This is a genomic window from Lentzea sp. NPDC051213, assembly GCF_044455585.1.
GTDB lineage: Bacteria > Actinomycetota > Actinomycetes > Mycobacteriales > Pseudonocardiaceae > Lentzea.
Map to the genome: position 1 here is coordinate 58,553 of NZ_JBITEX010000006.1, position 19,302 is coordinate 77,854.

A 19,302-nucleotide genomic window follows, 5' to 3' on the forward strand; every position below is an offset into this window, starting at 1 on the left:
CGCGTTGGCAATCGGGTTTACCTTACTTGTCATGAGAGCGCTCTCACACACCGAAGTGCGAGAGGAGAGTCCATGCGGGTCAGGATTCGAGGAGCGATCGGCGTCGCGGCGGTGGCGGTGTCGCTCGTGGCAGCAGGTCTGGTGGTCGGGCAGCCGTCCGTTTCCCACGCCGGCCACAGCCATGTCTACAGCGCTGAGCAGGCGCAGGCGATCGAACAGGGCGCACAGGCGATTCCGGGGTCCGAGTTCCGGGTGACCTGCGCGTCGAGCCACCGGAGGCAGGACGATCCGATCGTCTTCCAGAACCAGTCCGGTGTCTCGCACATGCACGAGTTCTTCGGCAACCGGACGACGAACGCGTTCTCGACGCTGACGTCGTTGCGCGCGGGGTCGACGAACTGCAACCCGGTCTCGGACAGGTCGGCGTACTGGGTGCCGACCCTGTACAAGAACGGGCAGGCGGTCGCGCCGGACAGCGTGACGATCTACTACCAGGGGATTCACGACCGCACGCGGGCGGTCGCGCATCCGCAGGGGCTGCGGTACGTGGTGGGCAACGCGAAGGCCGCGTCACCCGCCGAAAATCCGGCGGCGCGGTGGTCGTGCACCACGCAGTCGCCGTCGGACCGCAACTTCCTGAACTGCCCAGCGGGCACCAAGGTCGAGACGTACCTGGACTTCCCGACGTGCTGGAACGGCCGGGACCTGGACTCGGCGAACCACCGCGACCACATGGCGTTCGCGGTCGGGCTGGTCTGCCCGTCTTCGCATCCCGTGGTGGTGCCGCGGCTGGAGCTCCTGATCACCTATCCGGTGAACGGCACCGGCCTGTCATTGGGAGGCACGCTCAACGGGGCGAACGTGACAAGCGTGCCCGGCTACACGTTCCACGGCGACTTCATGAACGCGTGGGAGCCCGCCGAGTTGGAACGCCGCGTCCGCAACTGCATCAACGCGGGCTACATCTGTGGAGTCGATGGCAATCCGTGATGATCTTGCCGCCGACCCGGTGCTCAGAATTGTCAGGGGTGTAGGGCATGCTGGGGCACAGGTGTTCGAACGGCGGGAGGCAGCGCGATGGCGAAGAAGAGCGGGCTGTCGGCGGAAGAGGTCGACAGCCTGCGCTCGCAGCTGGACGGAGGCACCCAGCCGCTGGTGTGGTTCACGGCGGCCGCGGTGGGCATGGAGGCGGGGAAGTCGGCGAAGGTGCTCGCGTTCACCGACCCTCCGGAGGGCGATTTCATCCAGGTCCGGCCGACGGGCTCGAAGGACGAGATGAGCTTCTCCCCGGCGGAGCTGACGCTGGAGAAACCGCCGCCGCGCAAGAAGCCGGCGGCCCCACCTCCTGCGCCACCTGAGCCACCGCGCGAGACTGTGGTCACCTACCCCTACGTCCCGGAGGCGCCGGTGAAGCCCGCGGCACCCAAGCCGAAGCCCGTTGCCGCCGCACCCGCTGCCGCCGAGCCCGCGCCGAAGCCCGCGCGCAAGCCGGCCAAGGGCGCGACCCCCGAGGTCACGGTGACGCTGGTGAGCGTCGGCGAGGGCGAGTGGACCGTCGAGGTGCTGCAGGGCACCCGCAAGGTCGTCCGCCCGACCCCGGTGTCCCCGGCATCGGTGGCCCAGGCGTCGAAGCTGCTCACCCCGGAGGTCGCCGAGATCGTCGAGGGCGTGCTGAACGCGGCGCGTGCACAGCAACTTGCCCGCGTGGAGCAACTGCGCGCCGAACTGGAGGCAGCCCAGAAGGCTCTGGACGACCTGGGCGCTTAGCGAGTTCACGCGCTGCGACGCCTCGGTGGTTGTGCCGCCGCGTTCGGGTGAGAGGGGTTCCCAGGTCTGGCGCCGGGGCGGACCGTGGATTGCGCGGATGTCCCGCGCAGGTCCGGCGTTACGAGGACGGGGAGGCCCTGATGGGTACGTGTGGGTGCTGTTCCGGGTGCACGGGTCCCGGCTGCGGCTGCTGTTCTAGCTGCTGACATCAGGTTCGAGCAGGGAGCTTCTCCGCGCTGGTCGGCGGCGGGGGGAGGCTCCCCGCGTCAGGCTCGCGTTGTTCCGGGCGGCGGAAAACGGTTGGGCGGCAAGGTAGTCTGCGGTCATGACGACCCGAAAGGCCGATGCCGCGTAACCGGCCGGGCGCCCTGCGGAGCGCGTGCCTGAGCGCCGCACGTGTGTGGTCCCAACGCATTCCGGAACCGATCCGCGGGCTTTCCACCGCCACCTCGCTGGCGATCTTCCGCGTCGAACAGGCGTCCGGCAACAACTACGTGTTCGTCGGCTCTACCCGGCGCGCTGTCGACTCGTATCGGGCGTTCACACTCCGGCCTGGGCCGCTGTACCCGTTGCCGGTCGTGTGCGAGTGCCCGGGCTGCCCGCTCGACGACAGCGTCGTGCACGCCCGTGACCTGCTTGAACATGTGCTGGAACGGCTGCCGGTACGCGCGAGGGCTGAACTCTGGCGGTTGGTGCTGCCGCTCGACGTCGAGTTCCGGTGGCGGACATTGCCCGATCCGCACCAGCGCCGTCACTTCCGCAACATGATCGACCTGGACGCGGAGCTGGATCCGTGGTGGTACGACGTGTTGCCGTGCTTTGAGCGGTGTGCGACCTAGATGTCCGGCCGAGCCGACCTCGTAGCCCCCACCGAAGCGATGACGACACAGCACACCGCGACCCACTGAGCCGGCCTGAGGTGCTCACCCAGCACCACCAACCCGGCCAGCGCCGCGACCGCGGGCTCCAGCGACATCAAGATCCCGAACACGCGCGGAGGCATGCGGCGCAACGCCTCCAGCTCCAGCGAGTACGGGATCACCGACGACATCAGCGCCACCGCGAACCCCGCCGCCAGCACGATCGGGTCGAGCATCGCGGTGCCCGCCGATGACACACCGAACGGCAACGCGATCAGCGAGCCCACCACCATCGCCAGCGCGAGGCCCTTGCCGTCGGAGGTCGCGCTGCCGAGTTTCGCCGCCAGCATGATGTACGCCGCCCAGCACGCCCCCGCGGCCAGTGCGAACAGCACGCCCGTCCACACCAGACCGCCCTGTGCGCGGGTCAGCAGCAGCACTCCCAGAGCCGCCAGCAGCACCCACACGCCGTCGAGCCACCGGCGTGAGCCGAACACGGCCACCGCCAGCGGGCCGAGGAACTCGATCGTCACCGCCGCGCCGAGCGGGATGCGTTCGAACGCGTGGTAGATGCAGAGGTTCATCGCCGCGAGCACCGTGCCGTAGCTGAGGACGACCACGAGCGTGCGGCGGTCCATGCGCAGTGACGGGCGCCAGATCGCGAGCAGCACCACCGCGGCGAAGACCAGGCGCAACGTCACGGTGCCCGCCGCGCCCGCGACGGCGAACAACTGCTTCGCCAGGGCCGCGCCCACCTGCAGGCTCACGATGCCGAGCAGCACGAGTGCCGGCGGCGGGATCGCGCCCAGCATGCGGGCGACGGGGAGCCGGTCAGCGTGAGCCATGGTCGTCAGTCTGGCTCACGTCCATTCGGGCAAGGCCGCCGGTGAACGACGACACATCGGTCATTCACCTGACAAACTCGGATTCCGTGAACTCCTCCCAACCGCCACCGGTGCCGATCATGCGGTGGATCAGCAAGGTGAACGTCGTCGTCTACCGGCTCACCAAGGGGCGGGTCGCGAACACGCTCAACGGCGCCCCGATCTGCCTCGTGACCATGACCGGCGCCCGGTCGAAGAAACGGATCACCATCCCGCTGATGTACACGGCGCACGGGGACGAGGTGATCCTGGTGGCGTCCATGGGCGGTGCACCGAAGAACCCGCCCTGGTACCACAACCTGAAGGCGCACCCCGAGATCGAGATCCAGGTCGGCGGATGGCGACGGGTGATGCGCGCGGCCGAGGCGGACGACGAGCAGCGGACGCGACTGTGGCCGGTCGCGGTGCGCAACTACCCGCCGTTCGAGGACTATCAGCGGCGCACCTCGCGGAAGATCCCGATGTTCGTCTGCTCGACCTGACTCACCTTGTTCTCACCTTGGGCGTGCGACGCTCACCTCCCCGGAGTGTGAACGAGAGTGAGGACATCTGTGCGTCGCGCTGCCCTGGTCCTACTGGCAGTGAGCGTGCTGACGGCGTGCAGCGCGGGACCATCGACCCGGCCTGTCATCGCGGTCAAGGGCGAGGAGAACCTGCCCGTCGACCAGAGCGCGCTCGCGGGGCCACAGCCCGTGCCACCGCTCGGCGAGTACCGGACGGACTCGCTGGGCTGGTCGCCGTGCAACGAGCAGATGAAGGACCGCTTCGGCACCAACGCTCCGCAAGGTGATCAGAAGTACGAGTGCGCGCGCATGACCGTCGTGCTCGACCCGCCAGGACGTCCCGGGCGCGGCACGCTCGGGATCGCGCTCCTGCGCGTCGGCACCGGCAAGACCCCGCTGGTCGTGGTCAACGACGCGGGCGGCGAACCCGGCACGATCAAGGCGGCGCGGCTCGCGGCGGCGTTGCCGAAAGAGCTGCTCAGCACGTACACGATCATCGGCGTGGACCGGCGCGGCACCGGCCGTTCGGACGGCATGGGGTGCGTGCCGCCGGCGACGCGCGCGCAACTCTTCGAGTACGACCCCGCCGAGCCCGAGCAGTCGAACCTCGTCGTCGCCGCCGGTGAGGCGAGCCAGGAATGCGTGCTCGACCTCGAAGGCAGGCTGACCGCGTTCGACTCGTGGCGCGCGGCCGCCGACCTCGAACGCCTCCGCGACTACCTCGGCACCGAGCGCCTCAACGCGATCGCCCTCGGTGAGGGCTCCCGCGTGGTCACCCTCTACGCCCAGCGCTACCCGAGCCGCATCGGCCGGATCGTGCTCGACGGCGCCCCGGACCCGACGCTCGACCAGGTCGGCGTCCTCGAGTCACGGGCCGTGGCGGCCGAGGCGACCTTCGACGCGTTCGCCGTCGACTGCAAGACCCGCGCCTGCGCGCTCGCCAACCCGCGCGCGGACGTCCAGGCGCTGCTGACCCAGCTGCGCACGAACCGCATCCGCGGCGAGTACGTGGACCTGACCCCGGGATCCGCCCTGAACGCGATCCTGGCCGGCCTGGCCGACCGGGCCCGCTGGCCCGCACTGGCCGACGCGATCGTGAAGGCCCGCGCCGGTGACGGCAGCGGCCTGTTCATGCTGCTCGACCCGCTCGTGAACGACCTCGACGAGAACCCGCCGCGCTTCGACGCGGGCCTGATCATCGGCTGCAACGACACCGCGACCCGCATCCCGCCGGACCGGGTCAAGGCGCTCACCGCCGACTGGCAGGGCAAGCACGCGATGTTCGGTGCCGTGTTCGCGCGCCAGCTGCTGCACTGCAACCCGTTCCCGCCGCCCAAGGCCGAGAAGCTCGATCCGCTCAAGAGCGCTCCGCCGATCGTGGTGCTCAGCACGGCCAACGACGTCGCTACCCCGTCGTCCGGCACCGAGCGCGCTGCTCAGCGGCTGCCCGGTTCGGCGTTGATCGGCTGGCAGGGCAGTGGGCACGGCGCGTTGACGTTGTCGAGCTGCGCGACCACGGCGGTTCGTGAGTATCTGATCGACGCGAAGGTGCCGTCGAACGGCACCGTCTGCCCGCCCTGATCCGCCTGGGCGCTCGTTGCAACGATTGACCGGGCACGGCGCGACGCTCGGTCGATCCGCGGACACAACCGCCGGTTCGCAGCGAGCTCGGCTTGTTTCGGGCGCGGCAGCGTCTTCGTCATCCCGGCCGGCGCACCCAAACCAGAGCGTTGCAACGACTCCCTGATCCGCCTGGGCACGCTCACGCAGGCGTCCCCCCGAGCTGGGAACCCCTACATCTCAACGTACTCAGCGGGTCTGACAGCCGCGGCCTGATGGCGTCCGCAAGTACCACCACTCGCCGAACGGATCTGCCGGTGCGGCCGGCCGTCGCGAAGACAGTTGGCAGTAGAAAAGTGCGAGTTGACGTTGAGTTGGCGGTACTTGCAGACGCCATCAGCTCGCGAGCGTCACCGCGCCCGCAGCTCACCCTTCAACACCGACGCGACGTCGTACCGCGCCGGAATCTCCAACTGGTCGTACCGGCAAGACGAAGGCTCGCGATCCGGCCGCCACCGCGCGAATTGGCCGTTGTGCCGCAGCCGCACCGGCTGGTCGCCCTCGGTCTGGGTGTAGTGGATCTCCAGCACCCGCTCGGGACGCAGCGCCACGTACTCGGCCTGCTGCCCGCGCCAGCGGTTGATCTCGCCGGGAATCCGCTGGCCCGCAACAGGATTCGCCCACGGGTGGGTGCCGGACGTGTCGATCAACGGTGCCAGCTCCGCCGCCAGCGCGCGGCGTTCGGCTGCCTTGAAGGAGCCGCACACGCCGATGTGGTGCAGGAGGTCGTTGGAGTCGTAGACGCCGAGCAGCAGCGATCCGACGGCGGTGCCGGGCTCGGTGTCCTTGTGCCAGCGCAGGCCGGCCAGCACGACGTCCGCGGTGCGGGCGTGCTTGATTTTGATCATCGTGCGCTTGCCCGGCGTGTAGGGGCCGGACGACGGCTTGCCCATCACGCCGTCCAGGCCCGCGCCCTCGAACAACGTGAACCACTCGCGTGCGGTGGCGACCGATGTCGTGGCGGGGGTGATGTTGAGGCCGGGCAGCTTCAGCAGCGCCTCGCGCCGTGCGACGGTCGGTGAGTCCAGCAGCACCGTGGTACCCAGAGCCAGCAGGTCGAACGCGACGAACGTGGCCGGCGTCGACTCGGACAGCATCGTCACGCGCGAGGCCGCCGGGTGGATGCGTTCGGACAACGCGTCGAAGTCGAGCTCCTCGTTGCGCGCCACCACCAGTTCGCCGTCGACGACCACGCGTTCCGGCAGCACCTCGAGCATCGAGGCGACGACCTCGGGGAAGTAGCGGTTGAGCGGTTTGCCGCTGCGGGACTGCAGGAGGACCTCGTCGCCGGAGCGGAACACCAAGCAGCGGAAGCCGTCCCACTTCGGTTCGAACAGCAGGTCCGCGTCCTCGGGGATGCCGTCGACCGCGGCGGCGAGCATCGGCTGCAGAGGGGGTGTCAGCGGTAGGTCCACGCGGCCATCCTGCCCCTTCAGCTGGAATTTCGCCGGTGATACCGCATCAGCAGCACGTCGTCCGCGCGCAGCACCGACGCCAGCGCCAGATCGACGGGAGGAACCACCGGCCCCGCCGTGATCCGCGGGGCGTCGCCGACCGCCAGCAACGGCGACACGGTCAGGTTCAGCGCGTCCACCAGGCCCGCCTCCACCATCGACCCGAACAGCCGCGGCCCGCCCTCCAGGTTGATCCGGTGCAGTCCCCGCGCCTTCAGCGCCTCGACCGCCAACCCGAGATCAACAGAGTCCTCTCCTGCGGTGATCACGTCGCAGGGCAGCTTCGACATCCCGGCCGAGGCGCAGGTGATCACAATCGGTGGCTCAAGAGCGTCCGTGAACAGCGGCAGGTCCGGCGTCAACGTCCCCCGTGCCGTCACCACCGCGATCGGCAACGAGGCCGCAAGCCCCAGCCGGGCCCGGCGGTCCGCATCGGGCCGCGCGCCCCGGTACCCCTCGACCAGCACGGTCCCCGCGCCCACCAGCACGACGTCGGCGAGGTCGCGGCCGAGCAGGTAGATCTGCTTGTCGGCAGGGGAACCCAGCCCTCGCGAGCGCCCGTCGACCGACACCGCACCGTCCACGCTGGACACGAAGTTCGCCGTCACCCAGGTGCCGTCCGCGGGGTAGGAGTACAGCGACTCCAGCGCTGTGTCGGTCATCTCAACGCCCGGTGAGGGCCACAACATCTGCACGAACACATCCCATCACGCCGATAGGCTGCGGGCATGCGCCTGTCCGACCGGGACCCCCAGATCGGGGCTGACGAACTCGTCGAGGGCCTGGTGCCGCCGCCGAGGTTCGACCACGTCAGCTTCGACAGCTACCTCCCCAACCCGGACGAGCCCAGCCAGGCCGCCGCGGTCGAGGCAGGCCGGCTCTTCGCGGCACGCGTCAGCGTGCGGCGCAAGAAGTGGTCGCTGTTCGGCAAGGGTGAGGACGAGGGCAAGCAGGGCCTCTACCTCGACGGCGGATTCGGTGTCGGCAAGACGCACCTGCTGGCGTCGCTGTGGCACGCCGTGCCCGGCCCGAAGGCGTACGGCACGTTCGTCGAGCTGACCAACCTCGTCGGTGTGCTCACGTTCCCGGAGGCGGTCAAGCGGCTCAGCGGCCACAAGCTGCTCGCCATCGACGAGTTCGAACTGGACGACCCCGGCGACACGATGCTCGTGACGCGGCTGATCAAGGAACTGACCGCGCAGGGCGTGTTCGTCGCCGCCACCTCGAACACGCTGCCGGACAAGCTCGGCGAGGGCCGGTTCGCGGCGGCCGACTTCCTGCGCGAGATCCAGTCGATGTCCTCCAGGTTCGACGTGGTGCGCGTGGACGGCCCGGACTACCGCCACCGCGGCCTGCCCGACGCGCCGCCGCCGATGTCCGCCGAGGAGCTCGAGACCAAGGCCGCCGGCAACCCCGGGTCGACCATCGACGACTTCGACGACCTGTGCAAAGCCCTGGCCCGCATCCACCCGTCGAAGTACGGCAGGCTCGTCGACGGCGTCTCGACGGTGCACCTCAAGGACGTGAAGCCGGCACCCGACCAGTCGGTCGCGCTGAGGCTCGTCGCGTTCGGCGACAGGCTGTACGACCGCGACATCCCGGTCGCGGTGTCCGGGCAGCCGCTGTCGGAGTTGTTCACGGACGAGATGCTGCGCGGCGGCTACCGCAAGAAGTACCTGCGGGCCGTCTCCCGGCTCGTCGCGCTAAGCCGCTGACCAGGCGATGTCGCGGCCCGCACGCGTGTAGAAGCGGTGCAGCTCGGCCTCGATCTTCGCGGAGTCGGCCTGGCTGAGCACGACCGACGGATCGGTGTACGGCCACGACCGCGCGATCCGCGCCCGCAGGCCCGACGGCGGGTGGTCCTGCCACAACGAGGCTTCCTCGGTGATCGACTTCTCCAGCGCCTCGTCCGCGTCCGAGGTCGCCCGCCACGCGTCGGCAGCCTCTTTCCACCGCGCCGCACCGGGATGGTTGCGGCGGGCGGTCTCGGGGTTCGCCTGGGTACCGCGCTCGGTCGCCGCGATCACGGCGGCCAGCTTGTCCGCGGACGCCGCGTCGGCCATGAACGCCACCAGCGCCGAGGTGCCGGCCAGCCGCACGGCGAGCGCGTCGGCGCAGTACTCGGCCCTCTGGCGGTCTCGTGCCGCCACCGCCTGGACACCGGCGCCGATCAGCAGGAACAACCGCTCCAGCAGCAGCTGGAACGGCCGCATCGCCAGCTCGACGAGCCTGCTCAGCGGACCTCCGCTGACGTGCGCCTCGCTCGGCCGCACCAGGTCCGCGACGATCAACGGGGTGACCAGCGCGGGTGCGGTCAGCAGGCCCCGTGCCGGGTCGCCGTTCACGAAGTGCCCGAACTCGTGGCCGAGCACCGCGACCCGCTGCTGGGGTGTGAGCACTCCGAACAACTGCAGCCCGATGGTCAGCGTTCGCCGCCGCAACAGTCCGTGGGTTCCGGCCGAGGCGTTGAACCGCGCGTCCAGCACCACCCGATCCGGCATCGGCGCCCCTGAAGCGGCCGAGATCCGGTCGAGCAGCGCGAACAGCGTCGGCGCCTCGTCGCGGCCGAGCAGGTGCCACGCGTCTCCCGCGCGCCCCAGCCGAGGCCGCAGCGCCGACGCGACCAGCAGCAGAGGCACCCCGCCGAGGATCGAGAACGACGGGAAGCCGCGCAGCACCAGCCACCCGCCCAGCGCGGCGAGTCCGGCGACCAGCACCACCAGCGCCGCGGACAACCCGACCAGTGCGACGCGGGCCGCCGTCCACTCCGGCCGAGTGGGCGGCGTGCCCTCGTAGGCGGTGAACTGCCGCGCGTCGAGTCTCAGCGCGAGCTTCTTCGAATATCCCCCGGACATGCGCGAGAGTATGAACGATTGGGGCGAGCTGAGTTTGACTCCGGCGGCGTTCGAGTATCCACTGGGTGACGGGCGGGAATGATGACGTCCCGACGTCCTCCGGAGGCACCGATGCTGAGTGAAGCCGAACGCCGCTCGCTTCAGGAGATCGAGCAGCGGTTGTTAGCTGATGAACCCAGGCTCGCCCGCACCATGAACCGCGGGGTGCGGCCCTGGCTGTTCTACCTCTTCCTGCTCGTGTTCGGCGGGCTCGGCGTACTTCTCATGGTGATCGGCGCGTTCGGTCCCGCGCTCCAGTGCATGCTGGTCGTGGCCGCCGGTTTCGTGCTCCGCCGGTACCCGATCCGCCTCCGCTAGCCGGAAACTCGCTGGCGCCCGCGCCGGGGACCCCCGACCATCACGGCGTGGGATATCTGGAAGCGAACGGGCTCGCGTACACCCTGCCGGACGGCAGGGAGCTGTTCCGCGACGTCTCGTTCAAGGTGAGCGGCGGCACCGTGGTGGCGTTGGTCGGCGCGAACGGCGTCGGCAAGACCACGTTGCAACGCATCCTCTCGGGTGAGCTCACCCCGAAACAGGGCAGCGTGCACGTCCAGGGCGGCCTGGCGGTGATGCCGCAGTTCATCGGCTCGGTCCGCGACTCCTCGCTCGTGCGGGACCTGCTGCTTTCTGTCGCACCCGCGGCGCTGCGTGACGCGGCTCTGGCGCTCGACGAAGCCGAGCTCGCGCTGATGGACACCGACGACGAAGCCGCCCAGATGCGGTACGCCACCGCGCTCACGAACTTCGGTGAGGCGGGCGGCTACGACATCGAGGTCCTCTGGGACACCGTCACCGTTGCGGCGCTGGGTCTGCCGTATGACCGCGCGCGGTTCCGCGAAGTACGCACCCTCTCCGGTGGCGAGCAGAAACGCCTGGTCCTCGAAACGCTGCTGCGCGGCCACGAACAGGTGCTCCTGCTCGACGAGCCGGACAACTACCTCGACGTCCCCGGCAAGCGCTGGCTCGAAGATCGGCTCAAAGCCACCGACAAGGCCGTTCTCGTCGTCAGTCACGACCGCGAGCTGCTGGCCAACTCCGCGACGCACGTCGTCACGGTCGAGGCGCACTCCGCGTGGACGCACACCGGCTCGTTCGCGACCTGGCACGCCGCCCGCGCGAAACGCATCGAGAGGCTGCTGGAAGATCACCGGCGCTGGAACGAGGAGCACGAGCGGCTCAAGGAGCTCGTCCGCACGCTCCAGCAGCTGGCCAAGTCCTCCGAGGTGATGGCTCAGAAGTACCGGGTCATGGCCGCGCGCCTCGAACGGTACGAGCGAGCGGGCCCGCCGCCGGAGATCCCCACCGACGAGAAGGTCAGCCCGCGGCTCAAAGGCGGCCGCACGGGTGTTCGCGCGATCACGTGCGAGGGGCTGGAGCTGACCGGGCTGATGGCGCCGTTCTCCCAGGAGATCTTCTTCGGCGACCGGGTCGCGGTGCTGGGCTCGAACGGCTCGGGCAAGAGCCACTTCCTGCGGCTGCTCGGCGGCGACGAGGTCAGGACTTCCGGCGCGTGGAAGCTCGGCGCGCGCGTGGTGCCGGGACTGTTCGCGCAGACGCACCAGCATCCGGAATGGCTCGGCCGCACGCTCGTGGACATCCTCTGGCACGGTGAAGGCCAGCGCTCGGGGAAGGATCGTGGCGCCGCGATGTCCGTGCTGCAGCGCTACGGCTTGCACCACGCGGGTGATCAGCGGTTCGAGAACCTGTCGGGCGGGCAACAGGCCCGGTTCCAGATCCTGCTGCTGGAACTGTCCGGAGCGACGTTGCTGCTGCTGGACGAGCCGACGGACAACCTGGACCTCGCGTCGGCCGAGGCGTTGCAGAACGCCCTGAACGACTTCGAGGGCACGGTCGTGGCGGTCACCCACGATCGGTGGTTCGCCAAGTCGTTCGACCGGTTCCTGCACTTCCGGGCGGACGGCCGGGTGTCCGAAGTGGACGAACCCGTCTGGACCTAGAGGTCCCAGCTCACGAAGGCGCCGTCGGCGATCGACCCGCCCGCCTTCCGATAGGTGGCCTGCGCCGCCGCGTCACCCGCGGCGGTGCCGGTCCACATCGCGTAGCAACCCCGTTCCACCGCAAGGGATTTCAACGCCTCGACCAGCGCGGTGCCGATGCCGCGGCGCAGGAACGCGTCGTCCACGCCCAGCTCGTACAGGAACATCTCGGTGCCCTTGTCCGGATGTGTCGTCTCCACCCCGGACACGAATCCGGCCGGCTGGTCGCCGATGTACGCGATCAACAGGTGGCTGTGATCCTGCGCGAGGAACCGCGAGGTCGCGTCCGGCTGCGGTGGCGCGTCGAACAGGTGCGCTGCGGCGAACACGTCGTCGGGGGAGGCGGCGCGTCGGATCTTCATGACGCCAGGCTAAGCAATCTTTCTGTGTTCACCTGCGTGCGCTACAACACCGGGCGTGTCCGTAGACGCTTACTGCGAACGTCTCGGCCCCGGTCTGTGGGCGGAGCCGCTCAACGCGATCACCAATCTCGCGTTCCTGATCGCCGCGTTCCTGCTGCTGCGCCACCAGGCACCGCCGTCGCTCAGGGCACTGCCGATCCTGCTGGCGCTGGTCGGGCTCGCGAGCCTGTCGTTCCACACGCTCGCCACGTCGCTCACCGGGGCGCTGGACAGCGCGTTCATCGCGGTGTTCGTCCTGTACTACGTGGTCGTCTTCACCCACCACTACCGCGGTGTGCGCTGGTCGAGAGCGTGGCTCGCCGCGCCGGCGTTCCTCGTGTTCGCCATCGGAACGGGCCTGGTCGTGCGCGTCGGCCCCGGCATCTGTTCGCGGTCTCACTGACCCTGCGCACGCTCGACGAGCCACTCTGCGGGGAGTGGCCCCTCGGCATGCACTTCCTGTGGCACATCCTCAACGCCGTGACGCTCTGGCTCGTCTCGGCGGCGATCATTCGACGTGCGCGGTCAGCTTCCCGTTCTTGACCAGGTCGACCAGCGAAGCGTGGTCGGCCTCGGTCTGGTCGGCGTAGTCGAACGCGTACTTCGCCATCGCCTCGTCCAGCGCCTCGCCGTCGCCGTTCTGGAAGTACCCGGCCAGCAGCCGCGGGTCGAGGGAACGCGTGTGTGCGCGGGCCAGCAGCGCGCCGGCGAAGCGGCCGTAGTCGTCGAGGTCGTCGCGCTTCAGCGTGGTGGCGTCGATCTCGCCCTTGCGGTTGCGGAACTGCCGCACGATGAACGGGCGGCCCTCGATCGTCGTCCAGCCCAGCAGGATGTCCGTCTCCGCCTGCACGAGCCGTGCGCCGTGCACGATGCGCTTGCCCTCGTGCTTGGCGGGCTCCACGTCGAGGAACGGCGCCAAGGCGGAGGGCCGGGCCTCCTTGGCCTGCAGCACGACGGCCTCGTCACCGTTGCCGTGCAACAGGATCAGGTAGTTGCGCAGGCCGACGCTGCCGGTGCCGACGACGCGGAACGCCACGTCCGACACGCCGTACCGCATGATCAGGTTGGTCCGCGACTCGCGCAGGGTGTCCACGTAGGACGGCAGCGCGGCGATCACGGCCTGCTCGGTCTCGGGGGTGACGTCGGTGAACGTCGGCGGGTTCGTGATGAACCGCCACTTCTCGCCGTCGTGCGCGGTCCACTTCGCGGCGAAGCGGGCGCTGGTGTTCTTGCGCGACTTCTCCGCGGCCTTGGCGAAGTCGTTGACCAGGTCGTCCGCCCTGACCTTCGACAGCGTCGACTCGTCGCCCAGCGCGGTCCACGAGTCCATGAACGGGATCTCGGCGAGGTGCTTGATCACGGCGCGGTACGCCTTGACGGCGTCCTCCGCGGCGTCGCGGCAGCCCTTGTCGGACACGCCGCCGGTGCGGCCGGCCAGCACCAGCGAGGCGACGAGGCGCTTGAGGTCCCACTCCCACGGGCCGGGCAGGGTCTCGTCGAAGTCGTTGATGTCCATGATGATCTGGCCCTCGGGCGTGCCGTAGAGCCCGAAGTTCGCCGCGTGTGCGTCACCGCACAACTGAGTGTGCACACCCGTTGACACTCCGGCAGCGAGATCGCCTGCCTGCAGACCGGCGGCGCCGCGGAAGAACGCGAACGGGTTGGCGAGCATTCGCCCGATGCGCAACGGGATCAGGTGCTCGAGCCGGCCGTCGTTGGACGTGTGCATGAACTGCTGCATCGACGGGCGGTCGGCGGCCAGCGACATCGCGCGGTGCGCCTTGAAGTCCACAGAGGACCGCAGCGCGCGACCCCGTGCGTAGACCTCTTCCGGCTCCGTCCACGTGCCCAGAGCGGCGGCGGCCTGCGCTCTCACCCGTTCACCCATAAGGGTCATGATGCCTGCGGCGGACGAGCCGCGTGGCCCGTCCGCCGCATTTGTGACCTTCAGCGGAACGAAATCACCCTAAACGGGACGAACGACCTCGGCGATCGCCTGCACGCCCAGGTCGATCTCGTCACGGGTGATGACCAGCGGGGGAGCGACCCGCAGCGTGGTCGCCTGCGTCTCCTTGCACAGCACGCCACGTGCGGCCAGCGCCTCGGACGCGGCCCGGCCGACCGGGCCGCCCGGCGCGATCTCGACACCGGCCCACAGTCCGCGTCCGCGCACCTCGGCCACGCCGGAGCCGATCAGCCGGCCCAGCGACGTGTGCAGGTAGTCGCCGAGCTCGCGGGAACGCTCCTGGAACTCACCGGTCTCCAGCAGTCGCACGACCGCCCGGCCGACGGCACAGGCCAGCGGGTTGCCGCCGAACGTCGACCCGTGCTCACCGGGCTTCAGCACGCCGAGCACGGCCTTCGACCCGACGACGGCGGACACCGGCAGGATGCCGCCGCCCAGCGCCTTGCCCAGCGTGTAGAGGTCGGCGCGGATGCCCTCGTGGTCGAGCGCGAACAACGTGCCGGTGCGCCCGAGCCCTGACTGGATCTCGTCGGCGATGAACAGGACGTTGTTCTCGTCGCACAGGCGGCGGATCCCGGCCAGGTACCCGGCGGGCGGCACGACGACGCCGGCCTCGCCCTGGATGGGCTCGATCAGGATGGCGGCGGTGCGCGGGGAGATCGCGGACTCGATCTCGTCGAGGTTGCCGTACTTGACGACCTTGAAGCCCGGCGTGAACGGCCCGAAGTCGTTGCGCGCGGTCTCGTCGGTCGAGAACGACACGATGGTCGTGGTGCGGCCGTGGAAGTTCGATCCGGCCACGATGATCTCGGCGGTGCCCTCGGGCACGCCCTTGACCTGGTAGGCCCACTTGCGGGCGACCTTGATCGCGGACTCCACGGCCTCGGCGCCGGAGTTCATCGCCAGCACCATCTCGGTGCCGGTCAGCGCCGCGAGCTCGCGGCAGAACAGGCCGAACTGGTCGTGGTGGAACGCGCGACTGGTCAGCGTCACGCGGCCGAGCTGCTCGATGGCGGCGGCGACCAGGGCGGGGTGGCGGTGGCCGAAGTTCAGCGACGAGTAGCCGGACAGGAAGTCCAGGTAGCGGCGGCCCTCGACGTCGGTGACCCACGCTCCCTCGCCGTGCGAGATGACCACCGGCAGCGGGTGGTAATTGTGCGTGCTCCACTCCTCGTCGAGTGCTACGAAGTCCGCACTGGTGGTCTGGTGCTCAGCGATGGCGGTCATCCTCCAAGGCTAGGGGCCCGGACAAGCGATTTCGACCGTGAAGCGTTGCGCACTGCCTCAGTTCGTTGCGTAGATTCAACAATCTGTGGCAGATCTTTGCACAACGGGCGGAATCGGCGGTGAATCGCTACGGTCTGGTGATGGCGAAGAAGTCGGTTCGTGAAGCTCTGCGACTCGATGAGGTGGATCTCTCCACCCTCGACCCCGCCGGCCGCCCGACCGGTCCCAAGAACAAGAAGGAGGCGGCGGACGACCTCGCCGCCACCGGGGCCGAGTTGAACGACCTGCAGGAGGCGCTCTACGCGGAGAACTCTCGCGCGGTGCTGCTCGTGCTGCAAGGCATGGACACCTCCGGCAAGGGTGGTGTGGTCAGCCACGTCGTCGGGCTGGTGAACCCGCAGGGCGTGCGCATCGCGTCGTTCAAGAAACCGACTCCCGCCGAACGCCGCCAGCACTTCCTGTGGCGGATCAAGAAGGTCCTGCCCGAGAAGGGGCGCATCGGCGCGTTCGACCGCTCCCACTACGAGGACGTCCTCGTGCCCAAGGTGGAGCGTCTGCTCACCGCCGCGGAGATCCGGGGCCGCTACAAGGAGATCAACGCGTTCGAGAAGGAGCTCGCGGACGCCGGAACCGCGGTGATCAAGTGCTTCCTGCACATCTCGCCCGAGGTGCAGAAGGAACGTCTGCTGGCGCGCCTGGACGACCCGCGCAAGAACTGGAAGTACAACCCGGCCGACATCGACGTGCGCTCGAAGTGGTCCAGGTACCAGGACGCGTACACCCAGGCGTTGAAGAACTGCTCGGCCACGCCGTGGTACGCGATTCCTTCGGATCGCAAGTGGTACCGGAACTGGGCGGTGAGCCGGCTGCTGCTGGAGACCATGCGCGAGATGGACCCGAAGTTCCCGCCGCCCGCCTACGACATCGAGGCCGAGAAGGCCCGGCTGATCTCCGCGGATCCGTTGCGCTAGACGCAATCTTCGTTGCACCTATTGCCTGGGCCTGATGGTCTAGGCCACTGTGTCATGCGCCGCCGCTGATTATCCCGGAGGTGCGGACGTGGGTGTGGACCGGCGACGTTTTCTCGGAGCCATGGGTGTGGGAGCTGGACTGCTGATGACCGGAGGAACCGCCGAGGCGGCACCTGCGACGCGGAGAGTCTTCTTCGGCGCTTACACGACGTGGAACGGGGGAGCCAAGGGCATCGGCATCGGCACCTACGACACGGCGAACGGCCAGCTGAAGACGACAGGCGTGATCACAGGGGTGGTCAACCCGTCCTTCGTGATCGAGTCGCGCGACGGCCGGTTCCTGTACGCGGTCAACGAGAACACCAAGGGCGAGGTCACCGCGATCAACGCGGGCACGCTCAAGGTGATCAACAAGGTCGCGACGGGCGGCGCGGACCCGTGCCACCTGACGCTCGACCCGTCCGGGAAGTTCCTGATCACCGCGGACTACTCGTCGGGGTCGCTCAGCGTGTTCCCGGTCAACCCGGACGGCAGCCTCGGTGCGCGCACGCAGAAGGTGCAGCACAAGGGCTCCGGGCCAGACCCGGAGCGCCAGACGGGGCCGCACGCCCACCACATCGTGTTCGACACCGCGGGCCGGTACGCGGCGGCGGTCGACCTCGGCGCCGACTCGGTGTTCGTGTACTCGTTCACCGCCGGTCAGCTCAAGCTCGTCTCGACGGCGAAGCTGAAGCCGGGGGCCGGACCGCGCCACATCGCGTTCCACCCCAACGGTCGCGTGGCCTACGTCGCGAACGAGCTGGACTCGACGATCGTGTCCTGCGCCTACGCGGACGGGAAGCTCACGCCGGGTCAGGTGCTCAGGACCGCGCCACCCGCGACCGTGCGCAACTACCCGGCCGAGGTGCTGGTCTCCGGCGACGGCAGGTTCGTCTACCTGTCCAACCGCGGGCACGACAGCGTGGCCCAGTTCGCGGTCAACGGCCCGGAGCTGTCCCTGGTCGGCACCACGCCGGTCGGCGGCAAGTACCCGCGGCACATCACGTTCGACCCGTCCGGGCAGTTCCTCTTCGCGGCCAACCAGAACTCGAACCTGGTCACGTCGTTCGCGGTGGATCGGGCCACGGGCAAGCTCACGCCGTCCGGCACGCCCCTCAAGACCGAGATCCCGGTCTGCGTGCTGCCGACACGACTGGGTTAACGCTCTTCTGGTCGATCGTCCACAGTGGTACTCCGGCCCTATGGGACTCATGGCTGGTGTGCTCGCAGTAGCTCTCTTGGCGCCCGTTCCGCTCGCACCGGAGTACGTCGCACTCGGCGACTCCTACGCGAGCGGGGCGGGCGCTGGTTCCTATGTGGACGGCTCGTGCCGGCGCAGCTCGAACTCCTATCCGGCGTTGCACGGCGAGGGCTTCCCGTCGTTCAAGTTCGTCGCGTGCTCGGGTGCGACCACGAGGTCGCTCAAGCGCCAGTTCGCGGCGCTCACCCCGGCCACCACGTTCGTCACGATCACGATCGGCGGCAACGACCTCGGCTTCGTCGACGTGCTGACGACCTGCACGCTCAGCGGTGACCGGGCGTGCGCGAAGAGGGTGGGGAAGGCCGGGGACTTCATCCGCGACCAGTTGCCCGCCCGGCTCGACGCCACCTACGCCACGATCAAGGCGGCCGCGCCGGACGCCACGCTGGTCGTGCTCGGCTATCCGCGGCTGTTCACGCCCAGCGAGAGCTGCCGGACGCTGACCCCCGCCAAACGCGCGGTGCTCAACGAGGCCGCCGACCAGCTGGCCGGGGTGATCGGGGCGGCGGCGGAACGGACCGGTGCGCGCTACGTCGACGTGCGGGACGCGTTCGCGGAGCACGGTGTTTGTGCCTCGGAGCCGTGGATCAACGCGCTGGTCAGCCCGACCGAGGACTCCTACCACCCGAACAAGGCCGGTCAGGCCGCCTACCTCCAGGCGTTGACTTCCGCTGGTTGGTAAGTTCAGACTTACCGTTCGTGGAGACTTACCAAGTGGCGTTCGCGGCGCTCGGCGATCCGACCCGCCGCGAGATCTTCACGCTGCTCGTGGCGCGGCCGCGAGCAGTGGGGGAGATCGCCGCCGAGCTGCCCGTGTCGCGGCCGGCCGTGTCCCAGCACCTCAAGGTGCTCAGGGAGGCACGGCTGGTCTGCGTCGAGGCGGAGGGCACGCGGCGGCGGTACTCCGTCGATCACGTCGGGGTGGCCGCGATGCGCGACTACCTCGACGACGTCTGGGGTCAGGCACTCGCGAACTTCGCTGCGGTCGTGGAGGAACGATGACGGAAGTCCGGAGATCGGTGCTGGTCAACGCTTCGGCGGACCACGCCTTCAAGGTGTTCACGGAGAAGTTCGTGACGTGGTGGCCTTCCGGGCACCACATCGGCGAGGCGGACCTGAAAGATGTCGTCGTCGAGCCGTTCAGCGGTGGTCGTTGGTACGAGATCGGCACCGATGGAGCGGAGTGCGAGTGGGGTTCCGTCAAGGCCTGGGAACCGCCGGTGCGCCTGCTGCTGGCCTGGCACCTCGACGGTGACTGGAATTACGACCCGGACCCGGCGCGGGCGTCCGAGGTGGAGATCACCTTCACGCCAGAGGGTTCCGGCACCCGCGTTGAGCTGGTGCACGGCGCGTTCGAGCGGCACTTCACCAAGCCGGAACGCGTGAGCGAGGGTGTCGCCGGAGAGGGTGGCTGGGGCGCTATTCTGGTCGGCTTCCAGCAGGTCTTCGTGTGAT

General features: G+C 69.2%; 21 protein-coding genes. 14 read left to right on the plus strand and 7 right to left on the minus strand.

Going from position 1 to position 19,302, the window contains the following annotated elements:
- Positions 1–72: 72 nt before the first annotated feature.
- The 3 genes from ACIA8G_RS26420 to ACIA8G_RS26430 all read left to right on the plus strand — a co-directional run bounded on the left by ACIA8G_RS26420 (position 73) and on the right by ACIA8G_RS26430 (position 2,606).
- On the plus strand, positions 73–990 hold the full coding sequence (locus ACIA8G_RS26420) for a DUF1996 domain-containing protein (protein WP_396421341.1): 918 nt from the start codon (positions 73–75) through the stop codon (positions 988–990).
- 87 nt (positions 991–1,077) lie between these two features.
- Entirely contained in the window at positions 1,078–1,767 is a 690-nt protein-coding gene (locus ACIA8G_RS26425; RefSeq protein ID WP_396421342.1) for a DUF6319 family protein, read from the plus strand.
- A 398-nt stretch (positions 1,768–2,165) separates the two neighbouring features.
- Positions 2,166–2,606 (plus strand): hypothetical protein, encoded by a 441-nt coding sequence (locus ACIA8G_RS26430; protein ID WP_396421343.1) that lies wholly within the window; start codon positions 2,166–2,168, stop codon positions 2,604–2,606.
- Here ACIA8G_RS26430 and ACIA8G_RS26435 read toward each other — a convergent pair.
- Positions 2,603–3,472 (minus strand): EamA family transporter, encoded by an 870-nt coding sequence (locus ACIA8G_RS26435; RefSeq protein WP_396421344.1) that lies wholly within the window; start codon positions 3,470–3,472, stop codon positions 2,603–2,605. The two genes, ACIA8G_RS26430 and ACIA8G_RS26435, sit on opposite strands and share 4 nt — an antisense overlap.
- Before the next feature lie 86 nt (positions 3,473–3,558).
- Between ACIA8G_RS26435 and ACIA8G_RS26440 the strand changes: the two genes are divergently transcribed.
- Together ACIA8G_RS26440 and ACIA8G_RS26445 are read left to right on the plus strand one after the other, a co-directional pair.
- Positions 3,559–3,993: a nitroreductase family deazaflavin-dependent oxidoreductase gene (locus tag ACIA8G_RS26440; RefSeq protein WP_396421345.1), complete on the plus strand. Its 435-nt coding sequence runs from the start codon at positions 3,559–3,561 to the stop codon at positions 3,991–3,993.
- A 99-nt stretch (positions 3,994–4,092) separates the two neighbouring features.
- Positions 4,093–5,595, plus strand: coding sequence for an alpha/beta hydrolase (locus ACIA8G_RS26445; protein WP_396421346.1), 1,503 nt, complete (start codon positions 4,093–4,095; stop codon positions 5,593–5,595).
- A 389-nt stretch (positions 5,596–5,984) separates the two neighbouring features.
- On the opposite strand, the gene ACIA8G_RS26450 is transcribed toward ACIA8G_RS26445, so the two are convergent.
- Positions 5,985–7,049 (minus strand): ATP-dependent DNA ligase, encoded by a 1,065-nt coding sequence (locus tag ACIA8G_RS26450; RefSeq protein WP_396421347.1) that lies wholly within the window; start codon positions 7,047–7,049, stop codon positions 5,985–5,987.
- A gap of 17 nt (positions 7,050–7,066) precedes the next feature.
- On the minus strand, positions 7,067–7,750 hold the full coding sequence (locus tag ACIA8G_RS26455; RefSeq protein ID WP_396421348.1) for a pyrimidine reductase family protein: 684 nt from the start codon (positions 7,748–7,750) through the stop codon (positions 7,067–7,069).
- A gap of 66 nt (positions 7,751–7,816) precedes the next feature.
- Here ACIA8G_RS26455 and zapE point away from each other — a divergent pair, with 66 nt between their 5' ends.
- Positions 7,817–8,803, plus strand: coding sequence for a cell division protein ZapE (gene zapE, locus ACIA8G_RS26460; protein WP_396421349.1), 987 nt, complete (start codon positions 7,817–7,819; stop codon positions 8,801–8,803).
- On the opposite strand, the gene ACIA8G_RS26465 is transcribed toward zapE, so the two are convergent.
- The gene (locus ACIA8G_RS26465; RefSeq protein WP_396421350.1) at positions 8,792–9,943 is read right to left on the minus strand and encodes a M48 family metalloprotease; all 1,152 of its coding nucleotides are present in this window, start codon (positions 9,941–9,943) and stop codon (positions 8,792–8,794) included. The two genes, zapE and ACIA8G_RS26465, sit on opposite strands and share 12 nt — an antisense overlap.
- A 111-nt stretch (positions 9,944–10,054) precedes the next feature.
- On the opposite strand from ACIA8G_RS26465, the gene ACIA8G_RS26470 reads away from it, so the two are divergent.
- On the plus strand, positions 10,055–10,300 hold the full coding sequence (locus tag ACIA8G_RS26470) for a DUF3040 domain-containing protein (RefSeq protein ID WP_396421351.1): 246 nt from the start codon (positions 10,055–10,057) through the stop codon (positions 10,298–10,300).
- Between the two features lie 47 nt (positions 10,301–10,347).
- A complete protein-coding gene (locus tag ACIA8G_RS26475) occupies positions 10,348–11,943 on the plus strand; it encodes an ABC-F family ATP-binding cassette domain-containing protein (RefSeq protein WP_396421352.1) in 1,596 nt (531 codons plus the stop codon).
- On the opposite strand, the gene ACIA8G_RS26480 is transcribed toward ACIA8G_RS26475, so the two are convergent.
- The gene (locus tag ACIA8G_RS26480; RefSeq protein ID WP_396421353.1) at positions 11,940–12,344 is read right to left on the minus strand and encodes a GNAT family N-acetyltransferase; all 405 of its coding nucleotides are present in this window, start codon (positions 12,342–12,344) and stop codon (positions 11,940–11,942) included. The two genes, ACIA8G_RS26475 and ACIA8G_RS26480, sit on opposite strands and share 4 nt — an antisense overlap.
- A gap of 55 nt (positions 12,345–12,399) precedes the next feature.
- Here ACIA8G_RS26480 and ACIA8G_RS26485 point away from each other — a divergent pair, with 55 nt between their 5' ends.
- Positions 12,400–12,786 (plus strand): hypothetical protein, encoded by a 387-nt coding sequence (locus tag ACIA8G_RS26485; RefSeq protein ID WP_396421354.1) that lies wholly within the window; start codon positions 12,400–12,402, stop codon positions 12,784–12,786.
- A 105-nt stretch (positions 12,787–12,891) separates the two neighbouring features.
- Here the strand turns inward: ACIA8G_RS26485 and ACIA8G_RS26490 are convergent, their stop codons facing one another.
- Positions 12,892–14,271 (minus strand): DUF2252 domain-containing protein, encoded by a 1,380-nt coding sequence (locus ACIA8G_RS26490; protein WP_396421355.1) that lies wholly within the window; start codon positions 14,269–14,271, stop codon positions 12,892–12,894.
- A gap of 78 nt (positions 14,272–14,349) precedes the next feature.
- Positions 14,350–15,576: an ornithine--oxo-acid transaminase gene (rocD, locus tag ACIA8G_RS26495; protein ID WP_396421356.1), complete on the minus strand. Its 1,227-nt coding sequence runs from the start codon at positions 15,574–15,576 to the stop codon at positions 14,350–14,352.
- 140 nt (positions 15,577–15,716) lie between these two features.
- On the opposite strand from rocD, the gene ACIA8G_RS26500 reads away from it, so the two are divergent.
- The 5 genes from ACIA8G_RS26500 (at position 15,717) to ACIA8G_RS26520 (ending at position 19,301) form a co-directional block, all read left to right on the plus strand.
- Complete coding sequence (locus tag ACIA8G_RS26500) at positions 15,717–16,547, plus strand: PPK2 family polyphosphate kinase (RefSeq protein WP_396421357.1); 831 nt, start codon at positions 15,717–15,719, stop codon at positions 16,545–16,547.
- Between the two features lie 145 nt (positions 16,548–16,692).
- Entirely contained in the window at positions 16,693–17,748 is a 1,056-nt protein-coding gene (locus ACIA8G_RS26505; protein ID WP_396421358.1) for a lactonase family protein, read from the plus strand.
- Positions 17,749–17,797: 49 nt separating this feature from the next.
- Positions 17,798–18,529, plus strand: coding sequence for an SGNH/GDSL hydrolase family protein (locus ACIA8G_RS26510; RefSeq protein ID WP_396421359.1), 732 nt, complete (start codon positions 17,798–17,800; stop codon positions 18,527–18,529).
- A gap of 17 nt (positions 18,530–18,546) precedes the next feature.
- On the plus strand, positions 18,547–18,849 hold the full coding sequence (locus ACIA8G_RS26515) for an ArsR/SmtB family transcription factor (RefSeq protein ID WP_396421360.1): 303 nt from the start codon (positions 18,547–18,549) through the stop codon (positions 18,847–18,849).
- Positions 18,846–19,301: an SRPBCC family protein gene (locus ACIA8G_RS26520; RefSeq protein ID WP_396421361.1), complete on the plus strand. Its 456-nt coding sequence runs from the start codon at positions 18,846–18,848 to the stop codon at positions 19,299–19,301. Before ACIA8G_RS26515 ends, ACIA8G_RS26520 begins: the two co-directional genes overlap by 4 nt.
- Position 19,302 lies beyond the last annotated feature (1 nt).

Bases quoted from the DNA above. Each gene is read 5' to 3' on its own strand.
- ACIA8G_RS26420 (WP_396421341.1), top strand. From the start codon at position 73: ATGCGGGTCAGGATTCGAGGAGCGATCGGCGTCGCGGCGGTGGCGGTG.
- ACIA8G_RS26425 (WP_396421342.1), top strand. From the start codon at position 1,078: ATGGCGAAGAAGAGCGGGCTGTCGGCGGAAGAGGTCGACAGCCTGCGC.
- ACIA8G_RS26435 (WP_396421344.1), bottom strand. From the start codon at position 3,472: ATGGCTCACGCTGACCGGCTCCCCGTCGCCCGCATGCTGGGCGCGATC.
- ACIA8G_RS26455 (WP_396421348.1), bottom strand. From the start codon at position 7,750: ATGACCGACACAGCGCTGGAGTCGCTGTACTCCTACCCCGCGGACGGC.
- zapE (WP_396421349.1), top strand. From the start codon at position 7,817: ATGCGCCTGTCCGACCGGGACCCCCAGATCGGGGCTGACGAACTCGTC.
- ACIA8G_RS26465 (WP_396421350.1), bottom strand. From the start codon at position 9,943: ATGTCCGGGGGATATTCGAAGAAGCTCGCGCTGAGACTCGACGCGCGG.
- ACIA8G_RS26470 (WP_396421351.1), top strand. From the start codon at position 10,055: ATGCTGAGTGAAGCCGAACGCCGCTCGCTTCAGGAGATCGAGCAGCGG.
- ACIA8G_RS26480 (WP_396421353.1), bottom strand. From the start codon at position 12,344: ATGAAGATCCGACGCGCCGCCTCCCCCGACGACGTGTTCGCCGCAGCG.
- ACIA8G_RS26490 (WP_396421355.1), bottom strand. From the start codon at position 14,271: ATGGGTGAACGGGTGAGAGCGCAGGCCGCCGCCGCTCTGGGCACGTGG.
- rocD (WP_396421356.1), bottom strand. From the start codon at position 15,576: ATGACCGCCATCGCTGAGCACCAGACCACCAGTGCGGACTTCGTAGCA.
- ACIA8G_RS26500 (WP_396421357.1), top strand. From the start codon at position 15,717: ATGGCGAAGAAGTCGGTTCGTGAAGCTCTGCGACTCGATGAGGTGGAT.
- ACIA8G_RS26505 (WP_396421358.1), top strand. From the start codon at position 16,693: ATGACCGGAGGAACCGCCGAGGCGGCACCTGCGACGCGGAGAGTCTTC.
- ACIA8G_RS26510 (WP_396421359.1), top strand. From the start codon at position 17,798: ATGGCTGGTGTGCTCGCAGTAGCTCTCTTGGCGCCCGTTCCGCTCGCA.
- ACIA8G_RS26520 (WP_396421361.1), top strand. From the start codon at position 18,846: ATGACGGAAGTCCGGAGATCGGTGCTGGTCAACGCTTCGGCGGACCAC.